Genomic DNA, 23317 nt, shown 5'->3' with positions numbered 1-23317 from the left:
AGCGGTTCGCGCCCTCGCGCCCACGGCATGGACACCCGCGCATCGCTCGTGCGTCCTACTGCCGAGCGACTACAACCGGCTCGGTACCGGAGCCGGTCGGTGTCCCGGCCTGTGCGGTTCCACCGCCCGATTCGCCGCACGTGGGCGACGCCGACCGCGGTCTGTAGGTCAGACAGGCTGCCGATGCTCCGTCCACTGCCAGGAAGACCACTATGCGCGCGGTGTCGAGCAGGCCCGTTTCCCGCGCATGGAGGTAGGCGTGTACCGGCCCCGCGGTGTAGGGATCTCCGATCGAGGCGTCGAAACCGACGACCGACCGCGACGGAATGGCGAGCGCGCCGGCCAAGCGGACGCGGAAGCCGGCGGCCTGGTCGGGCGCCAGCAGCAGCGCGTGTCCTTCGGCGAAGTGGCGGCCGTCGAGCCCTTCGGAGTCCAGACAGGCACGCACCACCTCGGCCGCCGAATCCACCCGGTCTTCCGCACCGGTACGAACGCGGATCGCGCTGCGACCGTCGGCGCCGACATCGTTCAGCGGCACCCAGGCGATGGGGCCGACCGGGCCGGTGGTGTCGCGCGTGTGCAGCCGCCCGAATCCTCCTGTGGCAGGCGAGGTTCCGAGCAACAGGGCGGCGCCGCTCGCGCTGTAGGGGAAATCGGCGACGTGCCGCTCGGTCGAGGGGTGGGTGTCGCCCGCGACGAGCAACGCGTACCGAACCGTGCCGGTGGCGAGGAAGGTGTCGGCGGTCGCGATGGCGTGCAGCAGGCCGCAGGCCCCGTGCATCAGGTCGAAGGACAGAACCGGGACGCGCCCGGCCGCATACGTGAGCCCGAGGCCGATCCGCTTCTGGATGAGGGCCGACACCGCCGGCTCGGAGATATTGCTGTCCCGGAAGACGCCCCCGTTGATCAGCATCCCGATCTCGTGCAGGCCGACCTCCGAGCGCTCGACGCAGGCCAGTGCCGCGCGAGTGGCCAGTTCGAGGTAGCTGCCGGTGTCGAGGTCGCGGTTCGTCGCGGCCGAGACGATCGTCGTCGCCATGCTCATGCCGCCAAACGCGAGATGGTCGCGGCGAGGTACCCGGAGACGATGCCCGATGCCGCGGGGATCATCAGAATCTTGGATCCCTTCGGGACCTTCTGTTGCGCGAGATGCTCGTGCAGGACCAGGAAGTGAGAGGTCGAAGCGGTATTGCCGTAGTCGTGCAGCACGTTGAGGGCCTGCGGCATCGGCGTGCCGAAATGCCGTTCGGTCAGATCCGAGATGTACTCGATGGCCGGCGCGCTGAATTGATGATGGATCCAGTAGTCGTATTTCTCGCTCTCCCAGGTGCGTCCGGTCTCGGCGAGGAAGTCGGCCATACGGTCGATGCCCTGCCGATACCGGGCTTCGTTCTGCATGGCGCGGTTGTCGGTGTACATCGCGATGCCGCCGGTGCGGTCGCTGGGCATTCCGATGCAGTGCTCGGCGCCGTCGGCCGCGGTCATCAGCTCGACATAGTGCAGTTCGTCCTCGTCGTCGCCCCGGTCGTCGAGCACGACCGCGACCGCGGCGTCACCGACCGTCAACGCCGCGAATTGCGGGTCGTAGGGGCGGCTGATCTCGCGCAGCGCCGTCTCGGCGATCGGCGTGATCTGCTCGCCGCTGACCACCAGGCCGTTGCGCACCGCACCGGCCTTGATCATGCGATCGAGCACCATCACTCCGGTGATCATCCCGGCGCAGGCGTTGGAGACATCGAAGTGCCGAGCCGCGTTCGCGCCGATCGCATTGCCGAGCATGAGCGCGAAAGACGGTGCGTAGCAGAAGATTCCCGCGCCGCGAGTACGCGTGATGGAGGCCGAGATGACGACGTCCAATTCGTCGGCCCGATACCCGGAATGCCACAGACAGTCCTCGATCGCGTGCAACGCCAGCTCGAAGGAAGATTCGTACCGGTCCGGATCCGAGTCGTAGACACGACGATTCTTGATCCCGGTGATGCGCTCCAGGTCCAGCGACCGCGGCACGGCCAGCTCGGCGATCAGATCCTCGGTGGAGCGGACAGTCGCCGGCGTGTACGCGCCGATCGACTCGAAACGAGTACGGATCATGCTCCCCTGCCTTCCGCTTCAGTCGGCGTCGATTGTCGTGTTGCTCAGCGATAACGGTGTCGCTGGTCGTGTGCGCCTACCCGGTGAGTCCGACCAGAGCGGCGCTGACTTCACACAGCTGCTGCCCGAGTGCGTCGTCCTGCGCGAGGCGGGACGGCGCCTTGACGCGGTTGTTCTGGAAGTAGCAGCCGCTGACCGCGGCGACTTCCGGGTCGGCGGCCAGGTAGGTCAGCGCTCGTCCTCCCTCCGCGGCGGAGATCATGAACAATCGCTTGGCGAGCGCCACGAAGGGTTGCCCGAACCACGGCATCGAATCCCAGATCCCGGTTGCCACCGCACCGGGGTGAAAGGCGTTGACCGTTACGCCGGTTCCCTCCAGACGCCGCGCCAGCGCCCGGGTGTACAGGACGTTCGCCAGCTTGGACCGGCTGTATGCCTTTTCTCCCGAATAACTCTCCCGGAACTCCAGATCGGCGAAATCCATGGTGGCGCCGAATTGCATGACCGACGAGGTGAACACGATGCGCGACGGGGCGCTGCGCACCATCAGATCCGTCAGCAGTTCGGTGAGCAGGAAACCACCGAGATGGTTGACGGCGAACGTGGCCTCGATGCCGTCCACGGTCTCGCTCCTGGCCTTGTGGTAGCCACCTGCGTTGTTGGCCAGCACATCCAGCCGGTCGTAGGCGGACGAAACCTCCTTCGCCAGCTGACGGACCGACGACTGCGACGCGAAATCGCACTCCAGCGTGTCGACTCCCGCCGCCCCCGCGCCTCGGACCAGCTTCGCCGCGGCGGAGAGCTTCTCCGGACTCCGCCCCACCAACACGAGCCGATTCCCTTGCGCCGCCAGCTGCTGAGCCGACTCCAGCCCGATACCCGATGTCGCCCCCGTGATCAGGATTGTCTGCACAGCCGACCACCCTGCCACAGAAGTTTCCTCGGAGATTGCTGACACGAGCCATCCGAACCGAGATTTCCGTCGTCGCCGACCTCGGCTTCGCCGAGCATGTCCGACTCACGCCGAAGTCTCAGCTCAGGCTGCGGCTGTGGCGAAGCGGCTCCTGCGGAGAACCACATGCCCCGCGGTGGCGAGGTGAACGAGCGCGAGCGCGCTGCCGCCCGCCATCATGCCCGGAATTCCCTGCGCGGCGCCGATGGCGACGTCACCGAGCTGTACCGCGCCCGACACGGTGAGCAGCGGTAGGAGTGCCCTCTTGCGGCGGCCTGCCAGGCTGAACAGCAGCGCGGCACCCAGCGGGATCGCCCGGGCCGCGTACGCCTGGGCATACAGATCGATCCCGGGCGAGTCCGCGCCGATCGAGATCGCGGCGGTCGGATCGACCAGTGCCGCGACGCTGAATGCCACGGCGGTGGCCGCGCCGATCGCATTGACAACGACCGCGGTTCGATTGAGCTTCTCGTCCTGCATCTTTCACTCCAAAAATCATTCAGATCGTGACTGATTTAGGTTCAGTATTATGCTCGCCATGAAGAACGTCAAGGCGGAAAAGCTGCCGGAGACCCTCAGCTTCCGGCTCGGACTGCTGGGCGCGTTCCTGACCGACCGCTTCAGCGCCGATGTGTCGGGTCTCGAGCTCAAGCCGAAGCATGCCGGGATGTTGAATGTGTTGGCGGCCAACGGACCGACATCGCAGATGGAGATGGCACAGCTACTGCGCGTCGCGCCGAGTCTGGTCGTCGCACTGGCCGACCACCTCGAGTCCCTCGGGGCCATCGAACGGTTGCGAGACCCGAAGGATCGCCGCCGTCAGAATCTGAACCTGACCCCGCACGGCCGCGCACTACTGCGCAAATGCCTCGACGCCGCGCGGGCGATCGACGCCGAGACCACCGCGGATCTCACCGCCGCCGAGCGTGCCGACCTGCATCGCATCCTCGGCACGATCGCCGATCGGCTGGGGCTGCCCAGCTGATGGCGTGCGAGCGCTGCCACCGTAGCCGTCGCCTCGGCAGGCCGATCGGCGGAACGGGGTATGGTTAGCTCTATGAACACCCAAAGGTTGCGAATCCGCCGCGATTTGTGTGTTGTGAAGTTGTGACCAACACTTCCGGAGACGCGTACCCCCTCGCGGACACGATGACCACCACGGTCGCGGCCCACGACGGCGCCACGGTGCTGACGGTGGCCGGCGAAGTCGATCTCGCGACGGCGCCCGCACTGGAGAATGCGATCGATGCCATTCTCAGCGGCAAGCCCGCGGCCCTGATCATCGACCTCACCGCGGTCAGCTTCCTCGCCTCGGCGGGCATGGCGACGCTCGTCGCGGCCCACCAGCGCGCCGGCTCGACCACCGCGATCGCCGTCGTCGCCGAGGGCCCGGCGACCAGTCGGCAACTGAAGATGACCAGTTTGGATCAGGTCTTCGCGCTGCATTCGACGTTGGACGCCGCGCTGGCGGCGCTCCGGCAGAGATGACGCGTGCCGCTGCCGCCGTCGCACCCGTCGACGGCGGCAGCGCCTTGCTCAGACCAGTTCGCGCAGCTGTTCGATCAGCTTGACGCGCTCGGCGGCGGTGGCCGCCATCGGAACGACGTTCAGGACCGTCACGCCGGCTTCCTTGAAGGCCGCGACCCGCTCCTTGACGTATCCGGCCGAGCCGACCAGGGAGATGTCCCGGACCAGCTGGTCCGGGACCGCCTTCGTCGCGGCCTCCTTCTCCCCCGCCAGGTACAGCTCCTGGATGCGGTCGGCCTCGGCGCCGTAGCCGTACTTGGTGGCCAGGGTGTGGTAGAAGTTCTTGCCCTTGGCGCCCATGCCGCCGATGTAGAGCGCCAGATGCGGCTTCACGAACTGCAGCAGCGGTTCGACGTTGTCCCCGATGGCCAGGGCCGGACCCGCGTACACATCCAGGTCGCCCAAGGCGGGGTCGCGCTTGGCCAGACCCGCGGTGAGCGAGTCCGCCCACACATCCTTCGCCTTCTCCGGCAGGAAGAAGATCGGCTGCCAGCCCTCGGCGATCTCGGCGGCCAGTTCCACGTTCTTCGGCCCGAGCGCGGCCAGCAGCACCGGAATGCGCTCACGCACCGGGTGGTTGATCAGCTTGAGCGGCTTGCCGAGACCGGTGCCCTGTTCGGCGGGCAGCGGGATCTGGTAGTACTTGCCCTGGTATTCCAGGCGCTCGCGCCGCCAGACCTTCCGGCAGATCTCGACCAGTTCCCTGGTCCGGCCGATCGGCGCGTCATAGGGCACGCCGTGGAAGCCCTCGATCACCTGCGGGCCCGACGCTCCCAGCCCGAGCACGTAGCGTCCGTCGGAGACGAAGTCCAGGCCCGCCGCGGTCATGGCGGTCAGGCTCGGGGTACGCGTGTAGAGCTGCAGGATGCCGGAGGCCAACTGCAGGCGCGTGGTCTTCGCGGCCAGGTAACCGAGCGCGCTCACCGCGTCGAACGAGTACGCCTCGGGCACGAACACGATGTCCAGGCCCGCCCGCTCGAGGTCGGCGACTTCGGCCGCCGCCTCTTTGAAGCCCCCCGAGTAGTTGATGCTCAATCCGATGCGCATGGCACTCAACATAACGGCGGGTACGCTCGGGCCGCGCACCGGCCACAGGGGAAGGCCCGGCAAGGCGTGGTCACGACCGTACGACCGGCGGCACGGGGTAGCGTCTACTCGTAGACCATCCTCGCCGTAAACGAAAGGCAACACCCTCGTGTCGCAGACCAGCTCGTCGTCCACGGAAACTGCGCCGTCCTTCGGCGGGGCCGCCCTGGCGCAGTACCTGAGCGATCTGGCCGCCAAGATTCCCGCACCGGGCGGCGGCGCGGTGGCCGCGCTGCACGCCGCGCAGGCCGCCGCGCTCGTCGCGATGGTCGCGCGCTACACCACCCGCGCCAAGGACGCCGAAAACCGGCCGGTGGTCGATCGGATCATCGAGGCCGCCGACGCGGCCCGCGAGCGCGCTCTCGCGCTGGCCGACGCCGACGCGGCCGCGTTCACGGCTGTCGGCGCCGCCTACAAGCTGCCCAAGGACACCCCGGAGGATCTCGCCGCCCGCACCGCGGCGATCAACGACGCGCTGATCGAGGCCGCCCGCGTGCCCGCCGCCGTCGTCGACGAGGCGGACGAGGTGCTGTCGCTGGCGGCGGAGCTGTTCCCGATCGGGAATCCGAACGTCGTCACCGACATCGGCGCGGCCGCCGACGCCTGCCGCGCCGCCGCGACCTCCTCGCAGCTCAACATCGAGATCAACGTGGCGTCGCTGCCCGCCGCCGAGGGCGACCGGTTCGCCGCGGTCCTGGTGCGGATCGACGAGCTCACCGCGCGGGCGGACGCCCTGCACGCCGACGTCGTGCACGCCGTTCGCCGCTGACTCGCTCGCGCGGGCCGCGGCCCGGCCCCGTCAGGCGGGCGGGTTCCAAGCGACCAGCACGATCTTGCCGCGCACCCGTCCGGACTCGCTGAGTTCGTGCGCCTTCGCGGCATCCGCGAGCGGTAGCACTTGGTCGATGGTCGCGCGCAGATGACCGCGCTCGACCATCGTGGTGATCTCGCGCAGCGATACCCCGGACGGCTCGACATAGAACCGCTCGTAACGCGGATCGGCTTCCGCATCCGAACCCTGCGTGTCGATCAATCTGCCGTCGGGCCGGAGCACCGGGACCGAGCGAGAACCGTACGCTCCACCGACCAGGTCGAGCACGACGTCGACGTCGCGCACCGCGGCGCCGAAATCGACCGCGGTGTAGTCGATCACCTCGTCGGCGCCGAGTCCGCGCAGGTATTCGTGGTTGACCGCGCGTGCGGTGCCGATCACGTAGGCGCCCCGGTGCCGGGCTATCTGCACCGCCAGATGCCCGACGCCTCCCGCGGCGGCGTGCACCAGCAGGCGTTGCCCCGCTCCGAGCGCGGCCAGCGCCTGCCACGCGGTCAGCGCCGCCGTCGGCAGTGCCGCGGCGTGCACCAGGTCGAGGTTCCTCGGCTTCGGCGCCAGGGCGTGCGCTTGCGCCACAACGTATTCCGCGTTCGCGCCGCCGAAGACCATGCCGTATACCGGATCACCGACCGCGAACCGGTCCACACCGGGTCCGAGTTCGGCCACGACACCCGACACGTCGAGCCCCAGCGTCAGCGGTGGATCGCCGAGCCTCCCGACCAGTCCGGCGCGCACCTTCCAGTCGGCGGCGTTGACGCTGGTCGCGGCGACCCGCACCAGCACCTCCCCCGGACCTGGCCGCGGCCGATCCACCTCGACCACTTGGAGCACTTCCGGGCCACCGAACGCGTATTGCGTGATTGCGAGCATGCACCGATTCTGGCCACCCGTGGTACCTTTCGGAAAGAAGGCACCTTCTTGATACCGAGGTACCCAATGGATACTGCCCGTGACCGGCCCGCGGCAGGCAGCCTGGTCGACAACTACTTGCACCACTGCCCCGCACGAGAAGTGCTGACCGTGCTCGCCGACAAATGGGTGATGCTCGTGCTCGGCGTGCTGCGAGGCCACGGCGGGCCGATCCGCTTCAACGAGCTGCGCCGCCGCCTGGACGGCATCACCCAGAAGATGCTCACCCGCACGCTGCGCGCCCTGGAGCGCGAGGGGCTGGTGCACCGCGCGGTCTACCCCACGGTGCCGCCCCGCGTGGAGTACTCGCTCACCGAACTCGGCGCGAGCATCGGCGCGATCACGCATGCCATGGGCATCTGGGCCGTCGAGCACCAGGACCGGATCCTCGCCGCCCGAGCGGATTTCGACGCGCGAGCGGCGGCCGCGCCGGAACCGCTGCCCGTCGGCGGCGCGCGCTGACCCTCGCCGGAGGCCCCGGTACCGGTACGTGTGCCCGTTTCGACGCGACCGCGCGGGGTAAGCGCTCAGTGGTGGGCGTGTCCCCGATCACAACTGGACCACGGACCAAGTTCTATCCGTGGCCGAGTTGATCATGGGGGCTTAGACTGTCTCTTGCCTACCACACCAGCTCGAAGGGGTGGACGCCATGAGGAGCGCCATTCGGTACCTGTTCCTCGCGACCGTGATCGTGGCACTGGCCGCGTTCGGGTCGGGCGCGGCGACAGCGACGATGATCGGAAAGCCGTCGACGCCCGCGGTGGCGGCGATCGGACCCTCGAACGGCCAGGTGGTGGGCGTGGCCCAGCCCGTGACCGTTCGTTTCGCCGCACCTGTCGCGAATCGCGCGCAGACGGAACAATCCATCGACATCAGAACGACCCGGCCACTGCCGGGCACATTCGCGTGGACCGACGATCGCGAAGTGACGTGGACGCCCACCGGGTTCCTGCCCGCCGGTTCGAACATCCTCGTCTCGGTCGGCGGCGTGCGCACGGAATTCACCACCAACGCAGGCGTTTTCGGCGAAGCGAACATGTCGGCGCACACGTTCACGCTCACCGTCGGCGGCACCGTCGCCCGGACGATGCCCGCCTCGATGGGCAAGCCCGGATACGAAACGCCCACCGGCACATGGCCGGTTCTGGAGAAATTCCGGTCCGTCGTGTTCGACTCCCGCACCATCGGCATTCCGCTGAGTTCGCCGGAGGGCTACATCATCAACGGCGAGTTCGCCGAACGGCTCACGTGGGGCGGTGTTTTCATCCACTCGGCTCCGTGGTCGGTGGACCAGCAAGGTTACTCGAACGTCAGCCACGGCTGCATCAACCTCGCTCCCGACGACGCCGAATGGGTCTATCACACGATCGGCGTCGGCGACCCGGTCGTCACGCACTGGTGAACGGCGTCCTCCTCCGAGTAGCGTTCGGAAGACGTACCCGATGGAGGGCCACCGTTGCGCGAGTTTCCGATCCCGCCGCCTCGTGACACGAAAGAAGCCGATTTCCAGAATCTTTGGGGCCCGTGGGCACTCGTCACGCCGGGCGATGTCGGCGAGATACTCGGCGACATCGACGCTCCCTGGTGGATCGCGGGAGGCTGGGCGATCGACGCCTGCACCGGCACCCGGCGGCGGCACAGCGACGTGGACGTGGCGATGTTCCGTGCCGATCTGCCCGCCCTGCGCACCGCCGCGCGCGGCCGCCTGCACATCTGGTCGGCGGGCCCGGACGGCATCCGCCCCGTCGACGAGCGCTGCCCCGACGTAGCCGAGAGCGCCGATCAGGTGTGGCTGCGCGCGAACGCTCGATCCCCGTGGCTGATCGACCTTCTGCTGAATCCGGGACAGGACGGGGCATGGGTCAACCGGCGCGATCGCTCCATGGTCGCACCGCTCGACGAGGTGACCTGGATCGCCGACGACGGCATCCGATACCTCAACCCGGAGCTGGTGCTGATCTTCAAGGCCAAGCAGCGCAGGCCGAAAGACCGCGTGGATCTCGAGCGGACCTGGCCGGAGCTGAGCGCCGCACAGCGCGCGGTGGTGCGGACCTACGTGACCGACCACTATCCCGAGCACGAATGGATGGATCTACTGCGGTAGTACCGCTTCCCGAAATGCTTCTCGGGCAACGGCGCTCGCACTCTCAGCGCCGCGAAACGGCGTCGTGCGACTCGGTGGCGGTCGGCGCGAATCAGCGAGCCGGGCGGGGACGGCGCGGCACACGTGCGCCGGATCGACGTACCGGGCGGTACCCTCCGAGGGGCGGGACGGCTCAATTGTGAACGCGGCAGGGCGTTCCCGGCTCGGGACGATGCGGTTAATCTGACGGGGACCTGATGAAGGGTGGGGCGATGGATCGACCGGAGATGAGCGCACGACCCGGATACGACCGGGGGCATCCCTACGGCGCCGAGCGGCCGGTACAGGCGCCGTCCGGCGAGGACTACCGCGGCGAGTGGGCCGCGTGGGTGGATCGGCCGCCCGTGCCGCCGTCCGAACCCGCGCAGCCGCCGGAACCCGAACCGGAGCTCTACGAGGACCAATTCGCCGGGCTGATCGACCGCTCGCCCGCGCCGCGTTCACGGCGATGGGTGGTGCCACTGCTCGGCATACTCGGTATCGCCGCGCTGGCCCTAGTGGCCTATGTGCTGGTCGGGACCGGCGGCCCCGATCGGCAGGCCGCCGCACCGGTTCCGTCCGCGCAGGCCACCACGCCCGCCGCACCGACCGCGCAGTGCCCCGCCGAGCGGGTGGGCAACCGGATCCAGGGCAACGGCGTCGGCGGATTCGACTCCGGTCCCGCGGTGATCTTCGCTTTTCAGCACGCCTATTACGTGGACCGGTCCGGCGAGCAGGTCCGCGCCACCACCACCGCGGACGCCGCCGTACAAGCAGCCGACGCGATCCAGCGCGGCATCGACAGCATTCCGACGGGCACCACCCACTGTGTCGCGATCAGTCCCGGCGCCTTCGCGGGCCAGTACATCGTGGTGATCACCGAGCACCGCCCAGGACAGCAACCGGTGACCTACAATCCGCAGATCGTCACCACCACCAAGGACGGCGAGCGCACTCTCATCAGCGCCATCGCCCGCGGTTAGGCGTACCTCCGCATTCGCTCCGGCCATGCGCGAACTGCGTACCTCCGCATTCGCTCCGGCCATGCGCGAACTGCGTACCTCCGCATTCGCTCCGGCCATGCGCGAACTGCGTACCTCCGCATTCGCTCCGGCCATGCGCGAACTGCGTACCTCCGCCTTCGCTCCGGCCATGCGCGAACTGCGTACCTCCGCCTTCGCTCCGGCCATGCGCGAGCTGAGGACGGACTACGTCCGACCGCACCCATTAGGCAGCTCTCCGCAGGGGCGAGAGCGCCCGGTCAGTCGGATTCGGCGGCGGTGACCACGTGGCGCATGAGGAGGGCTGTGGTGACCGGGCCCACGCCACCGGGGACGGGACTGAGCCCGGCGGCCTTGCCGCGTACCGAGTCCGCGTCGACATCGCCGACGATCTTGCCGTCGGGGGCCTCGTTGGTGCCGACGTCGATGACCACCGCGCCCTCCCGGACGTGCTTGCCGGAGATCAGGCCGATGCGGCCCGCCGCGGCGACGACGATGTCGGCGGCGGCGGTGACGGCGGCGAGGTCGGCGGTGCGGGAATGGCACACCGTGACGGTCGCGTCCTTCGCCAGCAGCAGCTGAGCGAGCGGCTTCCCGACGACGTTCGACCGGCCGACGACCGCGACGTGGCGGCCTGCCAGCGGGATCTGGTGGTGCTCGAGCAGTTCGACCACGGCCTCGGAGGTGGCGGGGACGAAGCCGTCCAGCCCGGCCGCCAGCAGGCCGAGCGACAACGGGCTGACGCCGTCGACGTCCTTGGACGCGACGATCGCGGAACTCACGTCGTCGAGGGTGACGCCCTTCGGGAGGGGGGTCTGCAGCATGATCGCGTCGGTCGCCGGATCCGCACCGCGCGCGGCGAGCTCGGCACGGATCTCCGCCGCACCGGCCGCTGCACCCAGATCGACCGTGTCGCAAGCGATTCCGAGTCGTTCGGCCGCTTTGCGAAGTGAGTTCACATACCAGGCGCTCGCGGGGTCGTCGTTCGCAACGACCAGAGCAAGACGCGGAGCGGCGCCGCCTTCGGTGCGCGCGGCGGCGCGGGCCTTGGTGTCGGCGTTGATGGCGGCGGCGAGTTCCTTGCCGGACAGCGAAACGGTATCCACGTTGACACAGCCTAACGGGCGCGGCCTGACGAATCCCTCCCGCGCCCACGTCGAGTTGAGCTAATGCAAGGCAATCGAACGCCGAACCGCGGGCGGACGCTCGGCGAACCGAACGAAGACCGTTCCGACACGCCGGAAGGCTCGTCCACCACCGGGCCGCCAGGGCCGAGCGGAGCGACATGGACGAGCATTGTCCATGGCAGCCCGCCTTGCGCCGAACTGAACGTCTTCGTGGTACCGAGCGAAAGATCGTGCCGACTCGCATCGAAGATCGCCGACAGCGGATTTCGCGACCTGTCGTTCTGGCGACCACCACCACATCGCGCCGGGGCAGCAGGCTCGAGGTCGCCGAATGACGCAGCCGCTCCACGTCGCCGTTGATCGAGCTGTCCTTCTCGATGTAGGTGTCGGTCTGCGCGATGTACGCCTCGGGTTGGTACGTAGCCGTGACGGCGGCGCATGACCCGTTCGCCAATTGCCGGATCGCCGGGAACTTCGGCCGTATGGTAATTCCTGCTTGCCCCAGCTAACTGCTAGCACGTGCCAACCCGTTCCGCAGCGGAAAGGTGACGACTGTAGTGATGATCTCGAGGCATTGGAAATCTCTCGTCGCGGCGTCGTTCGCCGCGTTCTCGCTCACCGGGCTCGCCGGTGTCCCCGCGCACGCCGCGCCGGAAACGGACGCCCTCTACAACTCCGCCCAGCGGCACTTCGCCAACGGCGACGACAACGCGGGCCGCGCCGACCTGCGCAATCTGATCGGCGCCGACCCCGCCGACGCCGAAGCACTGGCCCTGCAGGCGATCTGGTCGGACTACGCCGGTGACCTGCCCGCGCTGGTGGACGCCATGGCCCGGCTGCACGCGGTCGATCCGGGCTTGGCACAGGGCACCGACAACGTGCTCGGCGCCATCCGCGCCGCGGTGGGCACCCTGCCGAACCCGCTGCCCGCGCTGGCGGGGCCGCAGACCGGCATCGTCGTGCTCGGCTACGGCCTGCTCCCGGACGGGGCGCTGCGTCCCGAACTGGTGAACCGGCTCACCGCGGCCTGGTTGCAGTCGATCGCCGCGCCGTTGTCGCCGATCGTCGTCACCGGCGGCAATCCGCAGAACGGCATCACCGAGGCCGAGGCCATGCGCGACTGGCTGGTCACCCACGGCGTGCCGCCCACGCGCGTCCACGTGGAGAGCCGCGCGGGCTCGACCGTGCAGAACGCCCTGTTCAGCACGAGGCTGCTGCGGGACGTGGGCGCGACGAGCGCGATCGTGGTCACCTCGCCCAATCACATCCGCCGCGCCGTGGCGGATTTCATCGTCGCGGGCACCAGGGTCGTCGGCGCGACGACCTCGCTCGAACAGCTGGTCTCGCAGCTGCCGCCGCCGGGCCGAGCGGGCCAGCGCGGCATCTACCTCGACGCCACCCGCACCTTCCAGCTCGACACGGCACGCTGACTCCGGGCAGATCGGGACCCGCGTCCGAAACGCCGGTCCCGATCGCCCGGGGAAATCCGTTGGCGGCGTCACGCGTGCGCGCGGCAGGATGGCCCGGTGACGTCAGCGGGAAGTACCGACGTGGTGGCTCGGCTCCGGGCGGCGGGCTGCGTTTTCGCCGAGGACGAGGCGCGGCTGCTCACGGCCGCCGCCGCGGAGACCGGTGTGCCCCTCGAATCGCTGGTCGCCCGGCGCGTCGCCGGCAGTCCGCTCGAGCACCTGCTCGGCTGGGCGGAGTTCCACGGACTGCGGGTCGCGGTGTCGCCCGGCGTCTTCGTGCCACGGCAGCGCACCGCGTTCCTCGTCGATCTCGCGGTCGAGTTGATCCGCGACCGCACCGGCCATCCGGTGGTGGTCGATCTGTGCTGTGGCTCGGGCGCCCTCGGCCTCGCTGCGGCGCGGGCCGCCGCCGACGCGGGCCGCGCGATCACGCTGGCGGCCGCCGACATCGATCCGGTCGCGGTCGCGTGCGCCCGCCGCAACCTCACCCCGCTCGGCGCCCCGGTCTACGAAGGGGACCTCTTCGAGCCCTTGCCGGAGGAATTGCGCGGCTGCGTCGACGTCCTGCTCTGCAACACCCCCTACGTCCCCTCGGAGATGATCGCGCGGATGCCGCCGGAGGCACGCGATCACGAGCCACGCACCGCCCTCGACGGCGGCCCGGACGGATTGGATGTCTTCCGCCGGGTCGCGGCCGATGCTGCCGAGTGGCTGGCCCCGGGCGGACATCTGCTCGTGGAGTCCAGCGAGGACCAAGCGCCGATCGCGCTCGGCGTGCTGGCCGAGCACGGCCTCGCCGGGCGCGTCGCGGAGTCGGACGAGCACTACGCGACCGTGGTCATCGGCACCCGCCCCAGGTGACGAGGGCGCACCGCCCGGCTCCGACCCGGACGCCGCGCTACTTCTCGCGGCCGGTGAACTCGTCCATCGAGCGGTAGACCCCGACCGTGTCGAGGAACAGGTCGCGCAGCTTGATCGGCAGCAGGCCGGAGAGCGCCTTGTTCAAGCGCGAGGTCCAGGGCAGTACGAGCAGCGGGGTTCCGTTCTTCATCTCCCGCCACGAGGTGTCGACCACCTTCTGCTGATCCAGGATCGGCGTGAACAGGAATCCCTTGGCGCCCTCGAACATTCCGGTGTTGATGTAGGTCGGGCAGACCGTGGTGATCTTCACGTGGTCGTGGCCGGCCTGTTCCAGCTCGATCCGCACGGAGTCCGACCAGCCCAGCGCCGCCCACTTGGACGCGGCGTAGACGCTCATGCGCGGGTTGGACACCAGGCCCGCCGAGGAAGCGATGGTCAGCACTCGCGCCTCGGTGGATCCGGCGACCATCGCGGGCAGGAATTCGAGCGTGACGTACATCGGTCCGAGCGAGTTGATCGCCATCGTCTTGTCGATGTCGGCGCGGTTGTCGGTTTCCCAGAAGTAGCTGTTGCCGCGCACGATGCCCGCGTTGTTGACCAGGATGTCGATGCCGCCGACCTGCTCGCGCACGCTTGCCGCCGCCTCGGTGATCGACTCGGCCGAGGCCACGTCGACCACGTGATGATGCACGGCGCTGCCGCGGCCGGTCAGCTCGGCTGCGGTCTCCTTCAGCGCGGCCTCGTTGATGTCCCACAGCACCACCGCCGCGGCGCCTTCGCGCACCGCACGCTCGGCGAACAGCTTGCCGAGGCCCATCGCGGCCCCCGTGACCAGGACCCTCTTGCCCGCCACCGTGTCCAGTTTCATCCGTACCGCTTCCTGATCCGTGAGTCCTGCGAGTTACTTCTGCCGAAGCGATTTCATGACGCCGAAGTACAGCGTCATGGTCTTGGCCCAGAGCGCTTCGGACATGCCGGGCAGCGGCGCGATGGGCAGCACCCGCTGCACCGCGATGGTCTGGGTGTCGATGTACTTGAGCAGGCCTTCGGGACCGTGCCTGCGCCCCGTGCCGGAGATGCCGAGCCCGCCCGATGGCGCGTCGGCGCTGCCCCACGCGGCGATGAAGCCCTCGTTGACGTTCACCGAGCCCGCGTTGATCCGCGCCGCCACCGCACGGCCGCGGGCGGTGTCCTTGGTCCACACGCTGGCGTTGAGGCCGTAGGCGGTGTCATTGGCCTGCGCAACGGCATCGTCGTCGCTGCTCACACGGTAGATCGAGACCACGGGGCCGAAGGTCTCCTCGCGATGCACCGTCATGCCCGGCCGCACGCCCGCCAGCACCGTGGGCTCGTAGAAGTACGGGCCGAGGTCCGGGCGCGCGCGACCGCCCGCCAGCACCGTGGCGCCCTTGGCCACCGCGTCGTTCACGTGCGCCAGCACCGTGTCCAGCTGACGCTGGAAGGTCAGCGAACCCATGTCGCTGTCGTAGTTCAGCCCGCCGCCGAGTTCGATGGCCTCGACGTGCCCGACGAATTCGGCGACGAAGCGGTCATACACGCTGTCGTGTACGTAGATCCGTTCCATCGACTCGCACAGCTGCCCGGCCGAGGCGAAGCAGGCGCGGATGGCGATCTTGGCGGCACGGGAGACGTCCGCGTCGGCGAGCACCAGCAGCGGGTTCTTGCCACCCAGTTCGAGGGAGTAGCCGATCAGCCGCTCCCCCGCCTGCTGGGCGATGGTGCGCCCGGTGGCGCTGGAGCCGGTGTAGTCGACGTAGTCGGCGCGGGCGATCACGTCGCCGCCGATCACCGAACCGCGGCCGAGCACCGCCTGCCAGAGCCCACGCGGCAGTCCGGCGCGCACGGCGGCATCGATGGCCCACAACGCGGTCAGCGCGGTCTGGTTGTCCGGGCGCGCCACCACCGCGTTGCCCGCGACGAGGGCGGGCAGCGCGTCGGAAACGGCCAGGGCCAGCGGGTAGTTCCAGGGCGAGATCACCGCCACCACGCCCTTGGGCCGGTGCAGCACGTCGACCTGGGTGAGCACGGGAAGCACTCCGCGCGGCTTGCGGGTGGCCAGCAGCCGGCCGGCCACCGAGGCGTAGTACCTGGCGTTCACGGCCACGTCGCCGACCTCGTCGAAGGCGTGCGCCCGTGCCTTGCCGGTCTCGGTCTGCACGATGTCCAGGATGGTGTCCTGCTCGGCCAGCACGATGTCGTGGAACCGGCGCAGCACCGCGACCCTTTCCCGCACCGGACGCCGCGCCCACTGGCGCTGCGCTTCGCGGGCGGTGGCGAACGCGGTCTCGATATCGGCGGTGGAGGACTGCGGCAGGTCGATGATCTTCGCGCCGGTCGCGGGCGCGAATACTTCGACCGCGGGGGCGCCGCCCGCGACGGCGTGCGCGAGTAACGGCCGCACCAGCGCGGAGGGCAGCGCGTCGGCGGTGACCGGGTGGGAGGCGGTGGTCATGTTCGGCCCTCTCGAGGACGGTGGGCCGCGTGCGCGCCCTATTAAATGAACAGTGGTGTTAGATTAATGTCTATGTCACTGCTCGTGTCAAGCTGTTCGTCGTGGCGCACAGGTATCCCGGAGGCCGCTTTGTGAGGTGGCACCATGCCCGCTGAGTCGACGGCCGCGCGGCGCGGCAGACCGCCGCAGACTCCGGAACAGGCCGAAGAGGTGCGCGCGCGGATCGTGCTGGCCACAGCGGAAGTGTTCACCCGCGGCGGTTCCCGCGGGCTGAGCGTCGCGCAGATCATCGAGCAGGCTGGGTTGGCACGGCCGACCTTCTACCGCTACTTCGCCAACGCGAACGAACCCCTGCTCGCGGTGCTCGACAGTTCCAACGACGGGTTGGTCGGCGGCATCCGCACGGCGCTGACGGGCACCGACGAGCCGGTCGAGCTGGGCATCCGATTGATCGACGCCTACCTGGACTGGGCGCGCGGGCACGGCCCCATGCTGCGGCCGCTGTTCGCCGAGCTGCACGATCCGGGCTCGCCGGTGTCGGTATACCGGGAGCGCGCGCTCGACGACATCCGCGCGCTGGTACGCGAGACGTTCGCCGGGCTGGGCCGTCCGGTGCCGAGCCCGCTGGACCTGGACGCCGCGCTGCACCTGTGCGAGTACGTCGTCTACCGGATCTCCGCCGGTACCGCACCCGGTGCCGAGCCGGACGCGGACACCGTCGCGGCGGCACGCCTGACCATGATCCGGGTGCTGCTCACGACGCTCGGCACGCGAGCCGATGTGGAATACGCGCTGACGCTGCCCACGATCTTCCCCGCCGAGCCATAGCCCGGCCCGCGCGTCAGCGCGGAACCGGGGTGACGGGGCGGCTGTCGAGGACGCGCTGTTCGACCCGGTGGATCAGGTCGTGCACGCGCGGGTCCCGGGCCAGCCTGCTGTCCAGCACCACGTTGATCGCGCCGCGGAACAACGCGTAGGGCTCCCACTGTGGCGGCGCGATGGTGCGCGCGGCGCGACGGGCGATGCCGTCGGCGATGGATTCCGCCGCGTCGCGCACGGTGATGCGCAGGTTGAGCGGCCACGGCAGCAACGCGCCCAGATCGGCGCCCAGATCGTCTTCGTCGAGGGTGCCGTGGGTCATCGCGGTGTCGACGATGCCGAAGTACGCCACGCCCGCGGTCGCGCCGACCGCGGCCAGCTCCACCCGCAGCGCCCGCCCGAACTGCTCGACGGCGGCCTTGCTGACCATGTAGGGCGAACCGGCCATGCCCGGCGCGAACGCCGCGGCGGAGGAGACCACCACCACGTGCCCTTTCGCGGCGACGATGTCGTCCAGCGCCGGATGCACAGTGTTGAACACGCCGGTCACGTTGATGCCGATGACCCGATCGAAGTCGCCGGGATTCATCGTCCGGATGGTCGCGGGCTCGGGCACCACACCCGCGTTGGCCACCACGACATCGATCCGTCCGAACCGCTCGCGCACTCGGGAGATGGCTTCGCGCATCCCGATTCGATCGGAGACGTCCGCGCGCACGACCAGCGCCCGCTCCCCCATCGAGCGCCCGACGGCCGCGGCGGCGGCCTCGTCGATGTCGATCAGCGCCACCGAAGCGCCAGAGGCGTAGAGCTTTTCGGCCAGTGCCCGGCCGATGCCGGTGCCCGCGCCGGTGATCACCACCACCCGGTCGCGGACATCCAGGTGCTCGGCGGGCGGGGAGAGAAGCTGACGCAGCAGGTCGACGACCACGGCGCTCACCCCGCCCGCAGCCGGTAGGACTCGTGATCGAAACGACTTGTGCGCCTGCGATACTCGAAGCTCCAGTTCGGGTACAGCCCCGCGTTGCCGCCGTCGGCGGTCTGGTAGTAGCTGCGGCAACCGCCGGTCAGCCAAGCGGTGTCGCGACTGCGCTCGGTCACCTCGTCGAGGAAGGCACGCTGCACCTCCTCGCGCACATCGATCCGCTGGATGTTCTGCGCACGCATGGTGGTCACGGCATCGACGATATAGCGCACCTGCGCCTCGATCATATAGATGGCGGACTGATTGCCCGCCGCCCCGAACGGACCCAGCGTGCAGAAGAAGTTCGGGAACCCGGCCATGGCCGTGCCGAGGTAACTGCTCGGCCGCTCCCGGTACCGCTCACCGATGGAGCGCCCGCCGATTCCGTGCACCCGATCGAAAACGGCGGGGGGAACACTGAATCCGGTACCCCAGATGATCGTGTCCACAGGGTGCTCCGCGCCGTCGGCGGTGACGATCGACCCGGCGCGGATCTCTCGGATGCCCTCGGTCACCACCTCGACGTTCGGTTGGGTCAGCGCCGGATAGTAGGCGTCGGAGAAGATCGCACGCTTGCATCCGATCACGTAGTCAGGGGTGAGTTTGCGGCGCAGCTCGGGATCGCGCACCTGACGCAGCAGCTGGAGTCTGCCGAGCGCCTCGTACGGATGGCGGAATCGCTTGTCCACGAAGCCGACCAGACCGAACCCTTCGATGCCGGTGTAGTACAGGCCGCGCAGCGCGCGGCCGAGCGCGGGCACCCGGCGCAGCAGCGCGCGTTCGGCGGGCAGCGTGCGGCGATCCAACCGCGACACGATCCACGGCGCCGAACGCTGGAACACGGTCAACTCGCCCACCAGCGGTTGGATCTCGGGGATGAATTGCACGGCCGACGCGCCCGTGCCGATCACCGCGACGCGCTCGCCGGTGAGATCGTGCTCGTGGTCCCAGTGCAGTGAATGGAATTGCGCCCCTTCGAAGGTCTCCGCGCCCGGCAGCCGCGGGATCCGCGCCTCGCTGAACGGCCCGACGGCGGAGACCAGTACGTCCGCGGTCAGATCGCCGCGATCGGTGCGCAGCCGCCACCGCGTGCCTGCTTCGTCCCAGCGCGCCTCGAGCAGTTCGACGCCGAACCGCATGTGGCGCACCACGTCGTGGCGCGTCGCGACCGAGCGGAGGTAGGCGAGAATCTCCGGCTGCGACCCGTAGGTGCGCGACCAATTCGGATTGGGCGCGAAGGAGTACGAATACAGATGCGAGGGCACGTCGCAGGCACAGCCCGGATAGGTGTTCGCCCGCCAGGTGCCACCGAGATCGTCCGCGCGCTCGAGCAGCACGAAATCCTCGATACCCGCCTCGCGCAGCGCGACCGCCAGACCGATTCCGGCTATCCCGGCTCCGATCACCGCGATCGGGACGTGCTCCGGATGCGCAGCCACTGCCATGTCCTCCTCCCACCCGCGGGCGACGTTGCCCGCCGAGCTCACAGATCCAGTTCGAGTTCGCCGCCGTGCGCGCGGGAGACGCAGGTCAGCATCGCCTCGGCGCGCTCGGACTCGAGCAGCGACCGGTCTCGGTGTTCCACCGCGCCCGCGAGCACCCGGGTCTTGCAGGTGCCACAGAAGCCCTGCCCGCAGGAGTAGGCCACGCCGGGCAGCACGCGGCGGATCGCGCTGAGCGCGGACTCGTCGGCGGCGACCTCCACGTCGAACCCGCTGCGACGCAACCTGATCCGGAACGGCTCCCCGTCCCGCACAGGCAGCGGCGAGAACCGCTCGGTGTGCAGCGAGGCCGAGGGATCGTGCAGCGCGAGCACCCCGCGCGCGGCCTCGGCCAGCGGCGGCGGCCCGCAGACGTAGACCGCGGCCCCGGGCGGCGTCTGCTCGAAGATCATCCGCGCGTCGGGTACGCCGAACTCGTCGTCCGGCCGCACCACCACGTCACCGCCGGTGTAGCGGGCCAGGTCGTACAGGAACGGCATGCGCGTCCTGGAGCGGCCCAGGTACATCAACCGCCACGGCACCCCGGCATGCTCGGCCGCGGCGACCATGGGCAGGATCGGCGTGATCCCGATGCCGCCCGCGACGAACAGATAACACGGCGCGGCGACGAGGGGGAACGCGTTGCGCGGCCCGCGCACGCCCAGGCGATCACCCACCCGCAGATCCCGATGGATCTCCGCGGAGCCGCCCTCGCCGTCGGCGATGAAACGGACCGCGATGCGGTAGAACCCGCGGTCGGCGGGGTCGTTGGTGAGCGAATACTGCCGCTGGCGACCGGAGGGCAGGAAGACATCCAGATGCGCGCCGGGCGTCCACGCGGGCAGCGGGCCGCCCTCGGGGTGGCGCAGCCACAAGCTCACCACACCGTCGGCCTCCTGGCCGATCCGGTCGACGACCACCTCGAATTCGTAGCCGGTGCGGCGGACCGGATCCGGGCGCGAGAGCAATCGCGCGGCGTCGCCTTCCACGAACAGCCGCTTGTAGGCGTCGGCCGCCGAGCCGATCAGGCGCAGTGCGGGCCCTGGCTGGAACCGCTCGACGGCGGTCACCCGCGCGCCGCCCGTGCCGCGGGCGACTGCGCGAGGTAACGCAGGGCGTTGTCCATCGGGCCGAGCTGCGACGGGTGGAAGCCCGGCCGCAGGTAACGCGGAATCTCGGTGAAGAAGGTCGTGAAGCTCGGCACCACACCGCGCACCGAGGCGCTGGCCATTTGGAGTGGCCAGAATCGGCCTTTGTGCTTCGACGGGTCCTTGTGGAACAGGTAGCCCCCGGAGATGACGAACAAGACGAGCAAGCCCGCGCTGGCCAGCAGCGCCTGCCGCGCCTTGCGCGCGTATCCGCCGTCGACGTGCATGTACGCGTCGTAGACGACGCTGCGATGCTCGACCTCCTCCGCGCCGTGCCAGCGGATCAGATCCAGCATCGCCGGGTGCATGCCCTTGGCCTCGAGCTTGTCGTTGGTGAGCAGCCACTCCCCGATGACCGCGGTGTAGTGCTCCATGCCCGCGAACAACGCCAGCCGCTCGCACAACCACTCCCGCTTGGCCCGGCCGGACAGCCCGTGGTCGCCGAGTATCCGGTCGACCAGCCAGGTGACCCGGTCGACCATCGGGCCGACCTCCAGACCGAGCCGCTCCAACTGCTCGCGCGCCTTCTCGTGCGAACTGGCATGCATGGATTCCTGGCCGATGAAGCCGCGGACTTCCTCGCGTAACCGCTCGTCGTCGATCAGCGGCAGTGCCTCGGCCAGCGCCTGCGCCATCGCGCGCTCGCCTTCGGGCAGCACCAGGTGCATCACGTTGATGATGTGGGTGGCCATCGCCTCGCCGGGGATGTAATGCATCGGCACCGTGGCGAAGTCGAACTCCACGGCCCGCGCGTTGATGGCGTGTGTCTGGTCGGCATATACGGCAGAACCCATCTCGCACCCCTCGTGATCGATCGGTGGTCTTCGCAATGTATTGGTGACATCACATGCTGTCAACATCACATGATGTCAATTCGGCCGCTATGAGAGGATGACGGCCATGGACGAAGCCGACGGGTCGATTCCGGGCATGCGCCGCTGGCGCGGGCAATCCCCCGCCGATCGCGTCGCCGCGCGCCGGGAACAGCTGATCGAGGCGTGCACGGAACTGATGGCCACCGTGGGCGCGGCCGAGACGTCCATGCGAGGTGTCTGCCGCCAGGCCGGACTCACCGAGCGCTACTTCTACGAGAGCTTTCCGAACCTCGACGCGCTGCTGACCACCGTGCTGGACACCGTGGTACTGGGCGCGCGCGACCGGTTGCTGGACGAACTGCCCAACGCACCCGTCGAACGCGACTCGATGTTCCGCCACATGGTCGCCGTCTTCACCGACTATCTGCTGGAGGACCGCCGCCGCGGGCGGATCATGTTCGTCGAGTCGCAGGCCACGCCCGTGCTCTTGCCGCGCGCCTATGAACTCATCGGCCTTTTCACCGCGCCGATCGCGTTGGTCATCAGCGCGGGCGACTACACCGAGCCGATGCCCGACGAGCACGATCACGAGCTCAACGCCAGCGCCATCTTCGGCGCGCTCGCCTACCTCTATCGCCCCTGGCTCGACGGCGAGATCCCGGTCTCGCGGGAGCGTTTCGACGCGCACACGTCCGACGTGCTCGAACGGATCGCCACAGTGCGCTCCTCGCTGAGCACCGAAGCCTAGCTCCGGACGCCGAGCGCGCGATCGGACCATGCGGCTCGACGGGCACCACGTGAACGTGGTCGGCCGGCCACCCCGGGCCGATGATCGATCACACGCGGCCGCCGGTCGAACGCAGCTCGACGCAGCATTCGCCCGCTGTCGGCGCGAGCGTCGCCGTCACCGTGTCGGCTTCCAGGCCGTTCAAAAAGCCACGCAGGTAGGCGTGGTTGATTCCGCACACCAGGTCCGGAGCCTTGGCCGCGAGTGGATGGAACGGGCAGTTCCGCAGGCGCAGACATCCCGCGCTTTCCCGGCCGGGTTCGAAGCCTTGATCGGTGAGCGTCGACTGCAGCAGGGTCAGCGCACGTTCGGCGCCGAGGCGTCCCGGCCGGAGCTGTTGCCGTAACGCCTGTCCGTGTTCGGCGCCGCGATCGCGGGCTATCCGCATCGCGGCCTCCCGCGAGGTCTCGTCGGCCGACTCGGCGAGGACGGCGTCGGCGAGTATCTCCGCGAGCACCTGGTGGCGGCGTTCGGGAATGCTGACCTGGACCTCGGTGTCGGCGGGCTCGTAGACCTTCGGCGTGCGCCCGACCCGCCGGACGCCGCCGACCTGCTCGTAGCGGGCCCGCAACAACCCGGCGTCGACGAGCTTGTCCAGGTGGAACGCGGCCAGCTTGCGGGATATCCCCACCTGCTCGGCGGCCTCGTCCCGGGTCACCGGGCGACGGGCGCGCCGGATGAACCGATACATCCCGCGCCGCAGTTCGTCGTCGAGGGCGGCCACTGCACCGATCGCCGCATCGCTGGTCACAGGATCACGATAGCACTCACCACACTGGCCGAAATACGTTCCGAGGCGATATATGGCAAGCTCTTGACCACATCGGTCAATTTAACCAATAATAATTGTCGT

Annotated in this window: 25 protein-coding genes; 11 read left to right on the top strand and 14 right to left on the bottom strand. The window is 69.2% G+C overall.

Annotation, left to right across the window (positions count from 1 at the left end; genetic code table 11):
• Positions 1–55 precede the first annotated feature (55 nt).
• From ABZ824_RS06260 to ABZ824_RS06245, 4 genes are all read right to left on the bottom strand, one after another.
• A complete protein-coding gene (locus ABZ824_RS06260; RefSeq protein ID WP_356961961.1) occupies positions 56–1045 on the bottom strand; it encodes a hypothetical protein in 990 nt (329 codons plus the stop codon).
• A complete protein-coding gene (locus ABZ824_RS06255; protein WP_356961960.1) occupies positions 1042–2091 on the bottom strand; it encodes a 3-oxoacyl-[acyl-carrier-protein] synthase III C-terminal domain-containing protein in 1050 nt (349 codons plus the stop codon). The genes ABZ824_RS06260 and ABZ824_RS06255 overlap by 4 nt, the downstream gene beginning before the upstream one ends.
• A 76-nt stretch (positions 2092–2167) precedes the next feature.
• Positions 2168–3004 (bottom strand): SDR family oxidoreductase, encoded by an 837-nt coding sequence (locus tag ABZ824_RS06250; RefSeq protein ID WP_356961959.1) that lies wholly within the window; start codon positions 3002–3004, stop codon positions 2168–2170.
• A gap of 123 nt (positions 3005–3127) precedes the next feature.
• Entirely contained in the window at positions 3128–3523 is a 396-nt protein-coding gene (locus tag ABZ824_RS06245) for a hypothetical protein (protein WP_356961957.1), read from the bottom strand.
• Between the two features lie 58 nt (positions 3524–3581).
• Here ABZ824_RS06245 and ABZ824_RS06240 point away from each other — a divergent pair, with 58 nt between their 5' ends.
• Complete coding sequence (locus tag ABZ824_RS06240; protein ID WP_356961955.1) at positions 3582–4028, top strand: MarR family transcriptional regulator; 447 nt, start codon at positions 3582–3584, stop codon at positions 4026–4028.
• A 164-nt stretch (positions 4029–4192) separates the two neighbouring features.
• Complete coding sequence (locus ABZ824_RS06235; RefSeq protein ID WP_355077676.1) at positions 4193–4531, top strand: STAS domain-containing protein; 339 nt, start codon at positions 4193–4195, stop codon at positions 4529–4531.
• Positions 4532–4579: 48 nt separating this feature from the next.
• On the opposite strand, the gene ABZ824_RS06230 is transcribed toward ABZ824_RS06235, so the two are convergent.
• Positions 4580–5617 carry an LLM class F420-dependent oxidoreductase gene (locus ABZ824_RS06230; protein WP_356961954.1) on the bottom strand — a complete coding sequence of 346 codons (1038 nt, stop codon included), beginning with the start codon at positions 5615–5617 and terminating at the stop codon, positions 4580–4582.
• Positions 5618–5765: 148 nt separating this feature from the next.
• Between ABZ824_RS06230 and ABZ824_RS06225 the strand changes: the two genes are divergently transcribed.
• Positions 5766–6425, top strand: a complete 660-nt coding sequence (locus tag ABZ824_RS06225; protein ID WP_355077416.1) for a cyclodeaminase/cyclohydrolase family protein — start codon at positions 5766–5768, stop codon at positions 6423–6425.
• Between the two features lie 30 nt (positions 6426–6455).
• Here the strand turns inward: ABZ824_RS06225 and ABZ824_RS06220 are convergent, their stop codons facing one another.
• Entirely contained in the window at positions 6456–7358 is a 903-nt protein-coding gene (locus ABZ824_RS06220) for an NADP-dependent oxidoreductase (protein ID WP_355077414.1), read from the bottom strand.
• Positions 7359–7424: 66 nt separating this feature from the next.
• Between ABZ824_RS06220 and ABZ824_RS06215 the strand changes: the two genes are divergently transcribed.
• From ABZ824_RS06215 to ABZ824_RS06200, 4 genes are all read left to right on the top strand, one after another.
• Positions 7425–7859, top strand: coding sequence for a helix-turn-helix domain-containing protein (locus ABZ824_RS06215; RefSeq protein WP_356961952.1), 435 nt, complete (start codon positions 7425–7427; stop codon positions 7857–7859).
• A gap of 187 nt (positions 7860–8046) precedes the next feature.
• Entirely contained in the window at positions 8047–8799 is a 753-nt protein-coding gene (locus ABZ824_RS06210) for a L,D-transpeptidase (protein ID WP_356961950.1), read from the top strand.
• 54 nt (positions 8800–8853) lie between these two features.
• Positions 8854–9501 carry a hypothetical protein gene (locus tag ABZ824_RS06205; protein ID WP_356961948.1) on the top strand — a complete coding sequence of 216 codons (648 nt, stop codon included), beginning with the start codon at positions 8854–8856 and terminating at the stop codon, positions 9499–9501.
• A gap of 266 nt (positions 9502–9767) precedes the next feature.
• Entirely contained in the window at positions 9768–10502 is a 735-nt protein-coding gene (locus ABZ824_RS06200) for a hypothetical protein (RefSeq protein ID WP_356961947.1), read from the top strand.
• 278 nt (positions 10503–10780) lie between these two features.
• Here ABZ824_RS06200 and ABZ824_RS06195 read toward each other — a convergent pair whose 3' ends face one another.
• A complete protein-coding gene (locus ABZ824_RS06195) occupies positions 10781–11626 on the bottom strand; it encodes a bifunctional 5,10-methylenetetrahydrofolate dehydrogenase/5,10-methenyltetrahydrofolate cyclohydrolase (protein WP_356961946.1) in 846 nt (281 codons plus the stop codon).
• A 581-nt stretch (positions 11627–12207) separates the two neighbouring features.
• On the opposite strand from ABZ824_RS06195, the gene ABZ824_RS06190 reads away from it, so the two are divergent.
• Together ABZ824_RS06190 and ABZ824_RS06185 are read left to right on the top strand one after the other, a co-directional pair.
• Entirely contained in the window at positions 12208–13077 is an 870-nt protein-coding gene (locus ABZ824_RS06190; protein ID WP_356961944.1) for a YdcF family protein, read from the top strand.
• A 96-nt stretch (positions 13078–13173) separates the two neighbouring features.
• Entirely contained in the window at positions 13174–13977 is an 804-nt protein-coding gene (locus tag ABZ824_RS06185; RefSeq protein WP_356961943.1) for a putative protein N(5)-glutamine methyltransferase, read from the top strand.
• Positions 13978–14014: 37 nt separating this feature from the next.
• Here ABZ824_RS06185 and ABZ824_RS06180 read toward each other — a convergent pair whose 3' ends face one another.
• Both ABZ824_RS06180 and ABZ824_RS06175 read right to left on the bottom strand, forming a co-directional pair.
• The gene (locus tag ABZ824_RS06180) at positions 14015–14845 is read right to left on the bottom strand and encodes an SDR family NAD(P)-dependent oxidoreductase (protein ID WP_356961942.1); all 831 of its coding nucleotides are present in this window, start codon (positions 14843–14845) and stop codon (positions 14015–14017) included.
• Positions 14846–14878: 33 nt separating this feature from the next.
• Complete coding sequence (locus ABZ824_RS06175) at positions 14879–16450, bottom strand: succinic semialdehyde dehydrogenase (protein ID WP_355077399.1); 1572 nt, start codon at positions 16448–16450, stop codon at positions 14879–14881.
• A gap of 144 nt (positions 16451–16594) precedes the next feature.
• Here ABZ824_RS06175 and ABZ824_RS06170 point away from each other — a divergent pair, with 144 nt between their 5' ends.
• Positions 16595–17278: a TetR/AcrR family transcriptional regulator gene (locus ABZ824_RS06170; protein ID WP_355077398.1), complete on the top strand. Its 684-nt coding sequence runs from the start codon at positions 16595–16597 to the stop codon at positions 17276–17278.
• 13 nt (positions 17279–17291) lie between these two features.
• On the opposite strand, the gene ABZ824_RS06165 is transcribed toward ABZ824_RS06170, so the two are convergent.
• Genes ABZ824_RS06165 through ABZ824_RS06150 form a run of 4 tightly spaced genes read right to left on the bottom strand, consistent with a single transcriptional unit; the run spans position 17292 to position 21656 of the window.
• On the bottom strand, positions 17292–18200 hold the full coding sequence (locus tag ABZ824_RS06165) for a short-chain dehydrogenase/reductase (RefSeq protein ID WP_356961940.1): 909 nt from the start codon (positions 18198–18200) through the stop codon (positions 17292–17294).
• 5 nt (positions 18201–18205) lie between these two features.
• Positions 18206–19678: an NAD(P)/FAD-dependent oxidoreductase gene (locus ABZ824_RS06160; RefSeq protein ID WP_356961938.1), complete on the bottom strand. Its 1473-nt coding sequence runs from the start codon at positions 19676–19678 to the stop codon at positions 18206–18208.
• A 38-nt stretch (positions 19679–19716) separates the two neighbouring features.
• Positions 19717–20784 (bottom strand): PDR/VanB family oxidoreductase, encoded by a 1068-nt coding sequence (locus ABZ824_RS06155; RefSeq protein ID WP_356961936.1) that lies wholly within the window; start codon positions 20782–20784, stop codon positions 19717–19719.
• A complete protein-coding gene (locus ABZ824_RS06150; RefSeq protein WP_356961934.1) occupies positions 20781–21656 on the bottom strand; it encodes a metal-dependent hydrolase in 876 nt (291 codons plus the stop codon). The genes ABZ824_RS06155 and ABZ824_RS06150 overlap by 4 nt, the downstream gene beginning before the upstream one ends.
• Before the next feature lie 106 nt (positions 21657–21762).
• On the opposite strand from ABZ824_RS06150, the gene ABZ824_RS06145 reads away from it, so the two are divergent.
• On the top strand, positions 21763–22425 hold the full coding sequence (locus ABZ824_RS06145; RefSeq protein ID WP_356961932.1) for a TetR/AcrR family transcriptional regulator: 663 nt from the start codon (positions 21763–21765) through the stop codon (positions 22423–22425).
• A gap of 88 nt (positions 22426–22513) precedes the next feature.
• Here ABZ824_RS06145 and ABZ824_RS06140 read toward each other — a convergent pair whose 3' ends face one another.
• The gene (locus ABZ824_RS06140) at positions 22514–23215 is read right to left on the bottom strand and encodes a helix-turn-helix domain-containing protein (RefSeq protein ID WP_356961931.1); all 702 of its coding nucleotides are present in this window, start codon (positions 23213–23215) and stop codon (positions 22514–22516) included.
• Positions 23216–23317: the final 102 nt, after the last annotated feature.

The organism is Nocardia sp. NPDC047038 (assembly GCF_040644075.1).
GTDB lineage: Bacteria > Actinomycetota > Actinomycetes > Mycobacteriales > Mycobacteriaceae > Nocardia > Nocardia sichangensis.
This window is presented reverse-complemented; position numbering and strand designations above follow the sequence as displayed.